Source organism: Pseudomonas sp. NPDC096917, assembly GCF_044762555.1.
Lineage (GTDB): Bacteria > Pseudomonadota > Gammaproteobacteria > Pseudomonadales > Pseudomonadaceae > Aquipseudomonas.
Genome location: NZ_JBIWEO010000012.1, coordinates 48,256 through 61,885 on the forward strand (window position 1 = coordinate 48,256; position 13,630 = coordinate 61,885).

Here is a 13,630-nt window from a genome sequence, read left to right on the forward strand (position 1 = left end):
CGTTTTGCGGGAAAAGATCGTGTACTTGACTGCCTGATGCCCATCGTTTTTTTACGCTTTTAGCCTTTCGGCGACTCACTTTCTTCAAAAGGTCCAACCCGCCCCGACTTTGGTTGGAGCTGCCGTCGCTCTTGAGGGGCGCGATGCTTTTGATCTGGCGTGTGATCTTGATAAACCCTCCCTCCAAAATAAATAAGCCCGGCCGAAGCCGGGCTGGGATGCCATCGTCAGGTGTTAGCTGATGCTGGCGCCTTTGGTGCGATCGTAGCCATCTTCAGCAAAAGTTGCCGAGTGGGTTTTGTCGTAGCCATCTTCTGCAAAGGTCGCCGAATGGGTTTTGTCGTAGCCGTCTTCTGCAAAGGTTGCCGAGTGAGTTTTGTTGTAGCCATCTTCTGCAAAGGTTGCCGAGCGAGTGCTGTTGTAACCGTCCTCAGCAAAGCTCGAAGACTGAGTGCGATCAAAACCATCAGCGGCAAATGTGTTGAAAGCCAGGGCTGACAGGACTGCGGCGAGGATTAATTGGGTTTTCATGAGGGTGCTCCTGTGTTTCGTGATGAGGTTTGTGTTGTCTATGGATTGAATGTTACGCCGATCAATCCGATTAAAAAGCGCATAATTTGGCGTATAAATATCTATTTATTAGATATATTTGTCCGCTCTCGATGCTGTTTCACAGGGCGTATTGAGTGAGAAATGCTCACACCGAACGTGCCTGCCAATAGAGATTTTGTTTAAGGAGAGAGTGAGCTTTCAGAATTAACTGACAATTAATTCTGTAAAAAACGACCTTCTGGGCGAAGGCTTTCAAGCGTTGAGAGAACTAGAGAGGGGAGGAGGGGCATTGATGACCTTGCACAAGCGAGTGCTTATGCAAGATCCAATTGGGGGGCGCGCGGGTGCTTAGTCCGTCTCGATCCGAGAATGAGTGCGGGTGTCTTTCATGGTTGCGTACACCAGCAGCGAGCAGGCGATACACGCCGTCACATACCAGTAGTATCCGGTTTCCATGCCTGCACTTTTGAACCACAGCGCGATGTATTCAGCGGTGCCACCGAAGATCGACACTGTCAGTGCGTAAGGCAAGCCAACACCCAGCGCGCGAATCTCGGTCGGGAACAGTTCTGCCTTCACCACCGCGTTGATCGAGGTGTAACCGCTGACGATGATCAGTGCTGCCATGATCAGGAAGAACGCGCCCCACCACGTGGTAATGGTGTGCAACGTGGTCAGGATCGGCACGGTGAACAGCGTGCCCAGAACGCCGAAGGCAATCAGAATCGGACGACGCCCGATCTTGTCAGACAAACCGCCCACCAGCGGCTGCAGGCACATGAACAGAAACAGCGTAGCGGCGGAAATCGTGGTGGAGTCGGAGATGCTCATCCCGACCGTGTTCACCAGGTATTTCTGCATGTACGTGGTGTAGGTGTAAAAGGCCAGCGTACCGCCCATGGTCAGGCCGACCACGGTCATCAGTTCTTTTGGATGACGCAGCAGAGTGCGCATGGCGCTTTCTTTTGGCTTGACCTTGGTCTTTTTAAACGACTCGGTCTCTTCCATGCCTCGACGCAGATAAAGCGCGACCACCGCACACAGCGCGCCGATCACAAACGGAATCCGCCAGCCCCAGCTGTACAGCTGTTCTTCGGTGAGGGTTTGTTGCAGCACGATCAACACGCCCAGGGCAATGAGCTGACCCGAGATCAGGGTCACGTACTGGAAGCTGGAGAAGAAGCCACGGCGTTCTTTCGTGGCCATTTCACTGAGGTAAGTGGCCGAGGTGCCGTATTCGCCACCCACCGACAACCCTTGCAGCAAGCGGGCGAACACCAGCAGGACCGGAGCCCAGACGCCAATGGTTTCGTATCCTGGCGACAGTGCAATCATCAGCGAGCCGAAACACATCAGCAGCACTGAGGCCATCAATGCGGCTTTACGGCCTTTGCGGTCGGCGTACAGCCCCATCAGCCAGCCACCGATCGGGCGCATCAAAAAGCCCACGGCAAAAATGGCAGCGGTATTGAGCAGTTGAGCCGTGGTGTCGCCTTTGGGGAAAAAGGCCTTGGCGAAGTACAGCGAGAACGCGGCGTAGACGTACCAGTCGTACCACTCGACCATGTTGCCGACCGAACCACTGAAAATGGATTTGATCCGGCTGGAGGTGGATTTTACTTTGATGGGTGCAGAAGACGCTGCCCCGGCAGTCAGGGTGCTTGAGTTATCCATTGAATGGATCCTTGTTTTCTTGGTTTTGTTATAGCGCGGTAAACGCGAGCGTGTGGGGGCTATAGCAGAACTTGTGCCAAGGCTTAAACGCCCTATTTACAGGGGTTTCCATCAGGAAGTGAGCGGGAATCCGCTGGCTGGGCGATAGGGATGAGCGCAAATCCGCCGACGGGTACGCTCGCACAAAGCCAGTAAGTCTTATTCGCTGCTCAAAAACGTTTCACGTACCAAGCCATGCCGCTGCATCTTTTCATTCAGGGTTCTACGCGGCAGTTGCAGTTCGTTGAGCACCGCTTTGATGTCTCCTTTGTGCCGACTCAAAGCCGCTCGCAAACATTGCGCCTCGAAAGCTTCCTGTTGCGCCACCAGCGATGGACCTGCATCGCTGTCGTCGAGCTGCGGATCGCCCATGCCCACTACATGTCGCTCTGCGGCGTTCGCCAGTTCACGCACGTTGCCCGGCCAGTCGTGGCTCAGCAGATGCGACAACTGCGACCTGGACAATGGCGCAGCGTTGCGCCCCATTCGTTCGGCCGCACTGCGGGAAAAGGCTTCATAGAGCAATGCAATGTCTTCGCGCCGCTCACGCAGCGGCGCCAGACGCAGTTCAGCCACGGTCAGGCGATACGCCAGGTCTTCGCGAAAACGCCCGGCGCGTGCTTCATCGAGCAGGTCGGGCTTGGTGGCGGCTATCACCCGAAAATCCACATGAAGGCTTTGGTTTGAGCCTAAGCGTTCAAGCTTTTGCTCTTGCAATACCCGCAGCAATTTAGCTTGCTGGGCCAGCGGCATGCTCTCGATTTCATCAAGAAACAACGTGCCGCCGTCAGCGTATTCGAGCTTGCCGATGCGCTTGCCTTGCGCGCCGGTAAAGGCACCGCTTTCATGGCCAAACAATTCGGCCTCAAACAGTTGCTCCGGAATCGCCGCGCAGTTCAGCGCCACAAAGGGCTTGTCTGCCCGCGGGCCAAAGTCGTGCAGGCAGCGCGCGACCAACTCTTTGCCGCTGCCGGTTTCGCCCCGGATCAGCACGTTGACCGGTAAGGGGGCCAAATCGATGATCTGACGGCGCAGTTTTTGTAAACTGCGCGACACGCCCAGCAAGCGCCCGTCGATCTGCTCGCGCAGGCCGGCCTGCTCATGCAATCGGCGGTTTTCCAGCACCAGTTGACGCTTCTCCAGCGCCCGCCGCAGGCTGCTGAGCAGCGCTTCGGGGCTGAAGGGTTTTTCCAGAAAGTCGTAAGCGCCATCGCGCATGGCCTCGACCGCCATCGGTACATCGCCATGCCCGGTCAGCACAATGACCGGCAGATCCGGGTCCAGTTGCTTCAAGCGCGTCAGCAGAGCCAGACCGCCCATGCCCGGCATGCGCACGTCACTGACGACAACCCCGGCAAAATGCGGGGATAGCTGGCTCAGGCAGGCTTCGGCGCAACTGAACAGTTGCACCTCAAACCCGCTCAGGCTCAGCCATTGCTCTATTGCCGTGCGAATACTGGCTTCGTCATCGACCACGATCACCGAATTGAGCATCTTCAATCGTCCTGTGCGATAGGCAGCGTCAGCGTAAACAGTGCGCCTTCGGCATGGTTACTCGCCGTCAGGCGACCGCCGAGTTCGTGAACAATGGCGTAAGACACCGCCAATCCCAGTCCCAGCCCGTCACCCACAGGCTTGGTGGTGAAAAACGGGTCGAAAATCTTACCCAAATGTTCCTCGCTAATCCCGCCCCCTGTGTCGCTGACTATCAAGTGCCACAGCTGCTGATCGGCCTCGATGCGAATCTCCAGGCGTTTGCGCGGCGTGTCGCGCATGGCATCCAGTGCATTGCGCAGGAGGTTGATCAGCACTTGCTCCAGACGGATGGCGTCACCGCGCACCCAGGCCGGGCGGGTCAATTCAACGTGCAGCTCGATGGCTTCTTCCCGCACGCGTTGCTCCAGCAGTTGTAGGGCTTGATCGACCACATTGGCCAGATCGAGCTTTTCGCGCATGCCGCTGGGGCTTTGTCGGGCGTAGGTTTTCAGGTGCCCGGTGAGCGCCGCCATGCGCGTCAGCATGTGCTCCAGAGGGATCAGGGCTTTATAGGCATCGTCGATGCGGCCGTGATCGAGTAGCAGGCGCATCGTAGCCAACTGCATGCGCTGGGCAGTGAGCGGCTGATTGATTTCATGGGCCAGGGCGGCGGACATTTGCCCCAGCGCCGCCAGCTTGGCCGACTGCACCAGGCCGTCTTGCGCGGTGCGCAAATCGCGGGTGCGAACGTCGACCAATTGTTCAAGCTCTTCACGATTGCGCTGGCGCAAGCGCGACAGGCGCCAGCGCTGGAGCAAAAACAACCCTGAAAATACCACCGTCAGCCACAGGCCAATCCCCGCCAATGCGGCATTGCGGCTGTCTTCAGCTGAAATATCCGGGCGCCGCAGCAGGTGCAACGTCCAGCCTTCGGTGTTGAGCGGCAACGACTCCCACAGATAATCTTGCGGGCCGTCGGGGCCCTCAGTGCGGGTCAGAAAACTATTGTCATCAAAACTGCGCAAGGTGCGCGTCTTCATATGCGTCAGCGGCTGTTTGTCATATTGGCGAGTGTTAGAGATTTCGCTGCGGTCCACGTCAGACAACGGCCGTAAATAGCGATAGCGCCAACCCGGTTGATTGGCGATAAACACAATGCCTCGCGCATCGCTGACCAGCAGAATGTCGTTGCCCTGGCTCCATTCGCGCTCCAACTGCGGGAACTCCAGCTTGACCACCATCGCCCCTAAAAACTGGCCTTGGGCGTCATGGATGGCGCTGGATAAAAAGTAGCCCGCAATCCCGGAGGTGACCCCTACGGCATAAAAGCTGCCGCTGCCCTTGATCCGGGTTTGCATAAAGTAGGGGCGAAAGGCGTAGTTGTGGCCCACATAACTGTTGGAGGTATTCCAGTTGCTGGCCGCCACGGCCAGCCCTGTGCGGTCCATCAACTCCAGGGTTGAGGATTGCGCTGCGCCATTGATTCGTTCCAGCTTGCGATTGAGGGCGCATTGCACGTCGCTGTTGATCGGGCCGCTCAAGGCCGCAATAAACTCGGCGTCCAGCGCCAGTACGGCGGGCAGGGCGCGATAGCGTTCAATCAAGGTGTGCAGCGAGTTGGCGTACAAGTTGAGCTGCTCGGGCCCGCGCCTGGCGCTTTCTTCCAGTGCATGGCGTTCGGCCTGATGCATTGCCCAGCCGCCAGCCAGAGCTGCTCCGATCAAAATCAGCAGTGTGTACAAGGCCAGGCGCAGGTAGCGGGAAGTCACAGGCATAGCGACGAGGGGCTCGATTATGGGGCGCAAACCATAGCATGGCGGCGGTCGACCTATCAGATGTACCAGTAGGCAAATACTGAAAATATCTCAATGCTGATGGCTCATTATTTATTCTTAGGCATACCCGATGGCGTCCCCCCAGAGAGTGTTTTTAGGCCGATATTCCTATGATCCTTTAGACAGGGTGTCGAGTTGGGGTGTGGCACATGAGGTCGCCAAACAGTTTTTTATAACAACAATCGATTAGTCACGCAGCGTCAGGGTGCTTCACTGTTTAGTGTTTTTCAGCACGGCGATCTTTTATTGGGACGACATCGATATGGCATGCCGCGTGCCACTGTTTTATTAGGGACTGATATTCAAGGCTCTGTCATGAGCCTGTCGAGTGCCGAAGGGGAGCACAGATTGGCCTATTCACAGTATGGCCATCACCCTGCACACACCGGATTAATGTCGTTGCTGGGTTTCAATGGTGAAAAGTTTGATTCGCTCACAGGTCATTATTTATTGGGTAATGGTTATCGCGCTTATAACCCTGTCTTGATGAGGTTTAACAGCCCGGATCGCTTGAGTCCATTGGGTAAGGGGGGAATTAACGCGTATGCCTACTGTTCAGGTAATCCAATTGGGCGCGTGGATCCGGAGGGGACAAATTGGGTGACTGCTTTTTTGGCGCAGGCTCGACAAACCCAGGGCGCGGCGCTGGATTCAGCGGGCTTCACTATTTTTTTGAGAAAAAAGTATGGAATTCTTGACGATGGGGGTGTGTATGGCGACAAAGCGACTGTTTTGAATAATTTAGATAATGATATTTCCCTGATGAGCGAGTTAGTCCGGCATAGGGATATCAAAAATACATCTCTGATTAATAAAGCGGACATATATAAGCAAAAACTGGGGTCAGGTTTTTTTCCAAAGTCCCGTTCTAAAATTCTGGAGAAAGGCACTAAAAAATACGGAAGTTGACTTGACGCTTCCAGGGAGGAACTTGAGTACGCACGTATGATACTCAATGAAACACGGACAGTGGCTGACCAGGTTAAATACTATAGTTCTGCTGCATTGCCTTCTTATCGTGCAGGGATTAGTTATCGTTCAGTAGACGATGCTTCTGAGCCACCGAGTTATTTAACGGCAATCGTTAGAGGTGCCGAGTGAGGCCTTGCCATTCTTAAGCTTATAGTGCGGTGGTCGCCGTAATGGCGACCGGGGCTGTCGGTTCATTTGCCCGGTTCGCCAACCTGTGTCCAACTGCCACCTATCGTTTGGCGACAGGCAGGTGGTGGTGATTGCTCATCGACCAATAAGCCTGCCTCTAAAAGCATTCCTTTCCCCAGGACCGCTCTGACCCAAGCGCTATAGATCGCAGTCCGGGTGTGCGCGGCAGCGCTTTTTCAGTGGCTTATCTATGTAGTGCAGGTCTTGAAGTCGGGGTTGCTACGTTGGTGCATCACCCAACGGAGTCATGTTAATGACCGCACAATTTCCTCCGGTTCGCCAACGCGCACCGTTGCTTCTGTCCAGTACACAGTGGGCTCAGAAAGAAGCCATTTCTTATTTATCAGCCATTTATGAAGAAAACTTCTCTGCACTGACGCTTGAGCAAAGAAAGCGCTATCCCAAGCTTTTCGAAAACTACCAATTGGCGATGGAGAGCCTGGACTATGAGCTCTCGCTCGTAAGAGACACGTTCAAGGTCACTCATATGGCGCAGCTCAAGAGCGCGCTGAAAACGCTCCTGGGGGTCGATATCGACCCGGAGCAGGCGCGGATTTATACCCGCTATCGTGAAAATGTTGAGGAGGATTTGATTGAGTTTCTGGCGCGAATGGGCGGTGAGCAGAGCGCCGCTCAGGATTCCAAATTCACGTTCAGCCCCCCGCGTACGCGCCGCGCAGTGGATGAGTCCAGGTTTAAAGAGCACGTTAAGTCGGTGTCTTTGTGGGAGGCGGCGTGCGAGAACTTCAGCTACCGCACCGACTCCGTGCTGCTCAAGCCTTTTAGCTATGAGCAAGCCAGTTACATTGATTACAACAGTGATTTGAAAGGCCAACCGGCGGGGCCGTTCATCGCGATTGTGCGCCAGCTCGATTTAGGGACCCGCTTGAGCGCTGCGCTGGAGCAGGCGATCGGCACCAGTGGGCCTTTGACTCAAAGTACCTGGGCCGTGGCGCGTGCCAGCTTGGAATTCGACTTGCTGGAAGCGTTACGTAACAGGCAGCACTCAAAAATATTCAGCCGAGAGCACGACAAACTGTTCTTGATGTTGAAGGGGAAAACTCCCCCGCACATTTGGCCGGTTTCAATGAGCCTGACTAAAAAAAACATGGTCATTCATGGACCCGGGCCCAGGGGCAAAAATCATCAGTTGCTGTTTGGCAACGAAGACCCTTTTAACCACGTGTGGTATGGCGAGGTGCCCATCCCGCTGTTCATCATCAAGGTCGAAGACGAAAAGGGTGTTTTCAGCTATTTCCCGCAGCGGTTGGGCGGGGCGTTGTTATGGCATGTGGATGCCCCCCGCGCGTTGTCCCATTTTCGACAACAGCTCAAGACGGATCATGGCAAAGGGCAATTAGGTTGGTTTATGCGCCAACTGGCGTTGAAAGACATTGGTTTTTTCAGCAAGTTGCTGAGCAAGGAGCCCAGGCCTGAAGGGCTGACCTGGTTGGCCGGTGTGATGTATGACGCATTCAAAGGCGTGTTTCCCGAGCCTGACCTGGACAGTTTGCAACTGTATATCGAGGTCGATGACCGCGCGTCATTGCCCCTTGCGCAAGTCATCACAAAACGTCAACTGGACCGTTATCGCGCTAACTTGAGCCAATTGGCGACGAGTAAATCGGTGCGCGATTGGCAAGCGTTCAAAGAGGCGCTGAGCGATCTGGGCAGTGAAGTGCTCAGTTTGCTGACCACGCCTGTACCGGGAGGGGTGCTGGGCCTCAATGCGATCATGCAGGCGGCCGTTTTCGGCTCTTTGGCCTACAGCCTGGCGCAAGGTGTGAGCGAAGCCATCAAAGGTGAGGCCAACACTTTCGCCAGTGCCTTGGCCGATACCGCAGACCTGTTAATCAATGCCCGATTGATCGGGGTGGCCGCCAAGGTCCACCGCCAGCGTATGCTCACGCTATGGAACACCGTGGGCCAACCGCGCAAGGTCACTCAAGCTGACGGTTCTGTCGGATTGTGGCATCCGGATCTGAAGGCTTATCCGCACCTGGAGCCGGGCGCACTCGATAACCTGGCGCCCACTTCCGAGGGCCTTTACGCGCGTGATGGCAAGCTGTACGCCCAGTTTCAAGAGGGTGATCAGACGTTGGCGATTGAAGTCATCTTCGACACTCAGTCCCAGTCTTACGTACTGAAAACGCAGACCCCGCTGGCGTTCAAGCCGTCTGTGAAATTCGATCCCGCCCGGCAACGCTGGAGCCTGGTGCTGGACGATGTTCAAGCGCTGGATGCTAAACAGTTGTTGCAGCGGATGTTGCCAGGGGACACGCCCGACTCGGCCCTTGTGGACATAGAGCGGATGCTGAGCATTACCGGTACCTCCCGGGAGCAGTTGCTGGCTGTGTGGCAAGGCGGGCTGGTTCCGGGGCCGTTGGCCGAGGGCGTTCGCCGCTTGCAGGCTGATCAACTGATTGATCGGATCAACAGTGACTTGCCGTTGCGCGGTGAAATGCCTGAAAACGCAGACAGCGCGGTGTTAGCCCTGTTGACCCAATTGCCCCACTGGCCTGTCGACACTGTCCTTGATGTGTTCAACCAGCAAGGGCAGTTGATTGAAACCTGGGGCCCTGATCTGCAGCCCGGATCACTTGAGCGGCACGTCGAGCTTAAGCGCCTGGATCATGGCAGCTATGTTGCCAAGGACGATGCCACCCAAGGCAGCGCTGAAGTGGAGCAGTTGTTTACCTTGATTCTTGATCAACTGCCGGCCACCTCACCGTTGGGGCGTGAGGGCAATCCCGAGATCAGCAAGGCTGGCAGAATTGCCTCTGTTCGCGAGCAAATAGCCAACCTGGCTCATGAGGACAGGCCCTTGTTGTTCAAGGCCCTCACCGGGCTCGAAGGGCACAAGCGCAGCGATCCCGTGGCCAGTTCAGACCCAGCCCGAAAGTATTTACCGTTGCTGTCTGCGCCCCTGTCAGACTCGACCACTGCGTTGTTGGCCAAGTTGCACGCGCTCAACCCATCCTTGTCGATTGAGTGCCTTGAGACGTTACTGGTCGCACACCCGTTCAGCGCGGCGCAGGTCACCCGTGCATTGGAGCATAACGCTCAGCCTCTGCCGTTTGCCGAGGCCGCCGATCGGCTAAAAATAAAACTGCGGGTCGATCAGGCGCTGGACGGTATTTATCACCGCCGAGTCTTCAACCAGGACAGTGACCATTGGGTGCGTGAATTTGCCCGGGGGGCCTTGCACGACACGCTGAATCGTCGATTAGTGATCACTGAGGCCGACATGCCGGCCTACGTGCATACCGGGCCAACGGACACCACCGTGGCGCTCAGGCATCACGGTAATGGCGTTTACGGGGTTTCCAGTCGCGGTGACGGTGGGATGGTCACGTTTAGCTTGACCCCGGACAGCTTTTTTCTGGCGCTCACCTGGTTTCTTGGCGAGCAAGAGCGCAGCACCTTGGGCATGGAGAGCGGTGTCGGTGTCGACGGTGTGCGCAAACACCTGGGCGATGCCATGCTCGCCAATCGTCAGGCGAATGGGGAGGTCAGCCTGTGGGACACAACCACGGCCCAGTACGAACGCAAGGTCTCCTTGCCAGCAGGGCACAACCCGAGTGAGCTTGGGCTTTACGAAATACAGGGTAAGCACTATGTGTCCTTGTATGGTGCGGTCTACCAAGTCGCATTTGACCCGACGGTGCACAAGTGGCGCATGGTTCACCCCGATAAGCCGGGGGTGAACACCCCTGTTCTGGAACACAACTACAAAGGCGCCTGGCGTCAACAAATAGAGAACCCGCAGCAGTGGGAAGGGCTCCAGCTATTACGCCGCTTACGCGCCGAGCCGACCACCTTCAGCGATGAGGTGGGGCAGCAGATCCTGGCGGTGAGCAACACCGATGAAGGGGTGTTGCGTCAGGTGCACATGAACAATCTGGCCCCGCCGCCGTTGTTGATGGACACCTGGAAGCGTTTCAAGATCGAGCAAGACATCAAGGGCTTTGTCCATAAACTGCAGGCCCACCACACATTGTCTGAGGCGCGCAGTGATTTTCAATTGTTGCTGATTCAAAGTTTGCCGGGCTGGCCGCGTGACAAAGTGCTGCAGATTGTCGATGCACAAGGCACTACGTTAAAAGAGTATGGCGTTGATCTGGACAGTGCATTGCCGCGGATTCGGCTTTCCATCGACGCCACACGCAATGGCGGTTTTTTGCGCACCTTGCTCATGAACCTGAACGAGGCCGATACCCGTGCGTTAGTGGGCGAATACAGCCCGGTCATTGAGACCCGGATGCTCGCACTGGCTAAAAAAATCGCCGCGCACGCCCTAAAACGTGAAGCCAATTTATTCAGGTCGGTGTACGAAAGCCTGGAACACAGCGCAGACCCACACGTGACGCTGGTGCAAAAAAATCACCCGCAGTTACCGACAAGCGTCATCGAGCAGTTGATCCTTCACACCTCTGGAAAAGAACGCGAACACTACCTGGACAAAGGCCTGGTGCCGCCCCGCGTCACTGAGCAAATACAGTGGACGGCCAAAGAGATCAGGCTGGCCCGCGCTTACGAAGGCTTATATCTGGACGCCACGGCCACGCCGGACAGCGAAAAGCTCACGCTGCATCTGTTGCAATCTCTGCCGGGGTGGCCGAGCACGCTGAGTATTGAGGTTCATCGCGACCATGTGAGCGGCGAGGTGCTTGACCGCATTGGCGCGGCGGATGCCCCAACGCCTCGGATTTTGGTTCTGCACGAGGGCCGTTATCGGGCCTGGTCATCTGAAGGCCATGCGCTCAACCCGGAGTCGACCAATGACAACAATCTGTTGTCGTCCATTCTGCATGTGCTGACCCCCACTGAACTGGCGGCGATCAAGGTCAAGGATGCCAGTGACACTCAAACCCTGAGCCAAAAGATCCGGGCACTGGCCATCGCGCAACGAGCCAGCATGGCAACACTGCTAGGCCTGGCGCCGCCCGCGCCGCCGCGTAAACCACCGATGAATATCGATAGCTCGTTTATCGCTTACCCGCTGACGGTGACCATCAACAACTCCAGCCACCCTTTGTCGATGATCCGCGAAGCGCGGGCTTTGTACCCAAGCTTGAGCTATGAACAGGCGATCAGCTTGCTGGACGGGCTGGGCAATACCCAGGCCGAACGGCAGGCGGCATTGGCGCAGAGGCACACGGAGTTTCAAATGTTGCAAGGCCAACTGCAAGCCTGGGCGCAAGTCCAGCTCTATCCTTCTGGCACGAGTCACATGGGGATGGCTGCTCCGGGCCACCGACAGCAGGTCAGAGAGAGAATTGAGCGGGCCTGGCGCCGTGAAGCCGACATTGCCTTGGCAGAAGATGGCAATGAAATCGGTTACGTACTCAATTTGGCCGGGCTTGATGTGGGTGATCTTCCGGCCCTGTCTGGCGATTTCAGTCATGTCAGCGTATTGCGCATGGAGGATATGAACTTACGCAGTGGATCGAATGAGTTTCTCAGCAGTTTCACCCAATTGCGCATGCTGGGGATGTCCAGTAATCGCCTTCAAAGCCTGCCGTCGGCAATTGCTGACATGCCTCACCTGACCGCCCTTGATCTGACGGGCAATCGCATTAGCCTGACGCCAGAAACGGCACAGCAACTGGCAAATCATTCAAGCCTGGAAATACTGCACCTGAGTAACAATCCCTTGGGCATCACACCGGACGTCAGCCAGTTGCAGAACTTGCGCAGCTTGAACCTGAACAATACCGGGATTACAGAGTGGCCGAATGGTTTATGGACACTCACTCATGTGGAGTGGGCGGGTCTGAGGAACAACGCGATAACCAACATCTCGCCCGCTGTGTTTGAGCCTGATTGGAGTGCAGGCGCCAATCGTGTGACTACTATTTCCGGGAACCCGATCAATGACTCGAGTCGTGATCGCATCATTGTTTACTGGGCCCATGGCAACAGTGATTTTGGCTACGGGCCGGCGATCTCTCATGCACTTGATCTGGTTAACCATAATGCTCAAGTACAGGTAACGATGAATGATGTTTCGCCCTGGTTATCCCTCGATTTCACGGCGGATCAAACCTCAACCAGAACGCAACAGTGGCAATTACTGCAAGGGGCAGGGGAGAGCGTAAGTGAGTTTTTCGGGACCTTGGCGTTGTTTGCCAACGACCGCAACAAGATGACGCCGCAGGTGTGGGCGCGACTGACAAATCGGGTATGGACACTGATTGATCAAATGCTGGCCGACACCGCGTTGCGCGAATCCCTGCTCAACAGGGTCTTCCGTGAAGAGCGCAGTTGTGGTGACGGCGCCATGGTGCTTCTGGAAAACATGGAAGTTGCAGTGCTGATTCACGAAGCCCATAACAATGCGGGTGAGGTCCAGCGTGAGGCTGAGCTGTTCAGGCTGGCCAAGAGTCTGTTCCGTTTGAGGCAAGTTGATCGCTTGTCGGGCGCCGAAGTCGCACGGCGTGTTAGGGAAGGGGGCAATCCTGATGCCGCTGAAGTGATTCTGTTCTACCGTATCGAGCTGGCGGACGCGCTTGGTTTACCGACTCAGGCGAGGTCGATGCTGTATGCGGCCACAGCGGGTGTGACACCTCAGCAAATTGCAGCGGCACGAGACAGCATTTTGGCCATGGATGGCAGCCCGGCGTTTATGCACGCCATCACGCAGGAAAAGTTTTGGCGTAACTTTCTCATGAACACCTACCCGGACGGCTTCGCAGCCATTGAGGCCGATTATCAGCGTGATTATGTGCAACTTTCCCAAGAAACCGATCTTTCACCTGAGGTTGAGTCGCAAAGGGGGGCTGAGCTTACGATCGTCAGGGATCAACGGGTCAACCTGTTGATTGAACAACTGACCCTGCAGGTCTATCAGCCTGCCCCTTCAACGGGCGCCACCTCGGTAGCCCCCTGAG

6 protein-coding genes are annotated in these 13,630 nt (G+C 56.0%); 2 read left to right on the top strand and 4 right to left on the bottom strand.

Features of this window, described 5'->3' with window-relative positions; all coding sequences use genetic code 11:
- Positions 1-234 precede the first annotated feature (234 nt).
- From ACIQYF_RS15525 to ACIQYF_RS15540, 4 genes are all read right to left on the bottom strand, one after another.
- The gene (locus ACIQYF_RS15525; protein ID WP_402863351.1) at positions 235-531 is read right to left on the bottom strand and encodes a hypothetical protein; all 297 of its coding nucleotides are present in this window, start codon (positions 529-531) and stop codon (positions 235-237) included.
- Between the two features lie 369 nt (positions 532-900).
- Positions 901-2,226 carry an MFS transporter gene (locus tag ACIQYF_RS15530; RefSeq protein WP_402863354.1) on the bottom strand — a complete coding sequence of 442 codons (1,326 nt, stop codon included), beginning with the start codon at positions 2,224-2,226 and terminating at the stop codon, positions 901-903.
- Between the two features lie 198 nt (positions 2,227-2,424).
- Positions 2,425-3,759, bottom strand: a complete 1,335-nt coding sequence (locus tag ACIQYF_RS15535; protein ID WP_402863357.1) for a sigma-54-dependent transcriptional regulator — start codon at positions 3,757-3,759, stop codon at positions 2,425-2,427.
- A gap of 2 nt (positions 3,760-3,761) precedes the next feature.
- On the bottom strand, positions 3,762-5,516 hold the full coding sequence (locus ACIQYF_RS15540) for an ATP-binding protein (protein WP_402863360.1): 1,755 nt from the start codon (positions 5,514-5,516) through the stop codon (positions 3,762-3,764).
- Positions 5,517-5,843: 327 nt separating this feature from the next.
- Between ACIQYF_RS15540 and ACIQYF_RS15545 the strand changes: the two genes are divergently transcribed.
- Complete coding sequence (locus ACIQYF_RS15545) at positions 5,844-6,485, top strand: RHS repeat-associated core domain-containing protein (protein WP_402863363.1); 642 nt, start codon at positions 5,844-5,846, stop codon at positions 6,483-6,485.
- Between the two features lie 505 nt (positions 6,486-6,990).
- Positions 6,991-13,629, top strand: coding sequence for an NEL-type E3 ubiquitin ligase domain-containing protein (locus ACIQYF_RS15550; RefSeq protein WP_402863366.1), 6,639 nt, complete (start codon positions 6,991-6,993; stop codon positions 13,627-13,629).
- Position 13,630 lies beyond the last annotated feature (1 nt).

Bases quoted from the DNA above. Each gene is read 5' to 3' on its own strand.
- ACIQYF_RS15525 (WP_402863351.1), bottom strand. From the start codon at position 531: ATGAAAACCCAATTAATCCTCGCCGCAGTCCTGTCAGCCCTGGCTTTC.
- ACIQYF_RS15530 (WP_402863354.1), bottom strand. From the start codon at position 2,226: ATGGATAACTCAAGCACCCTGACTGCCGGGGCAGCGTCTTCTGCACCC.
- ACIQYF_RS15535 (WP_402863357.1), bottom strand. From the start codon at position 3,759: ATGCTCAATTCGGTGATCGTGGTCGATGACGAAGCCAGTATTCGCACG.
- ACIQYF_RS15540 (WP_402863360.1), bottom strand. From the start codon at position 5,516: ATGCCTGTGACTTCCCGCTACCTGCGCCTGGCCTTGTACACACTGCTG.
- ACIQYF_RS15545 (WP_402863363.1), top strand. From the start codon at position 5,844: ATGCCGCGTGCCACTGTTTTATTAGGGACTGATATTCAAGGCTCTGTC.
- ACIQYF_RS15550 (WP_402863366.1), top strand. From the start codon at position 6,991: ATGACCGCACAATTTCCTCCGGTTCGCCAACGCGCACCGTTGCTTCTG.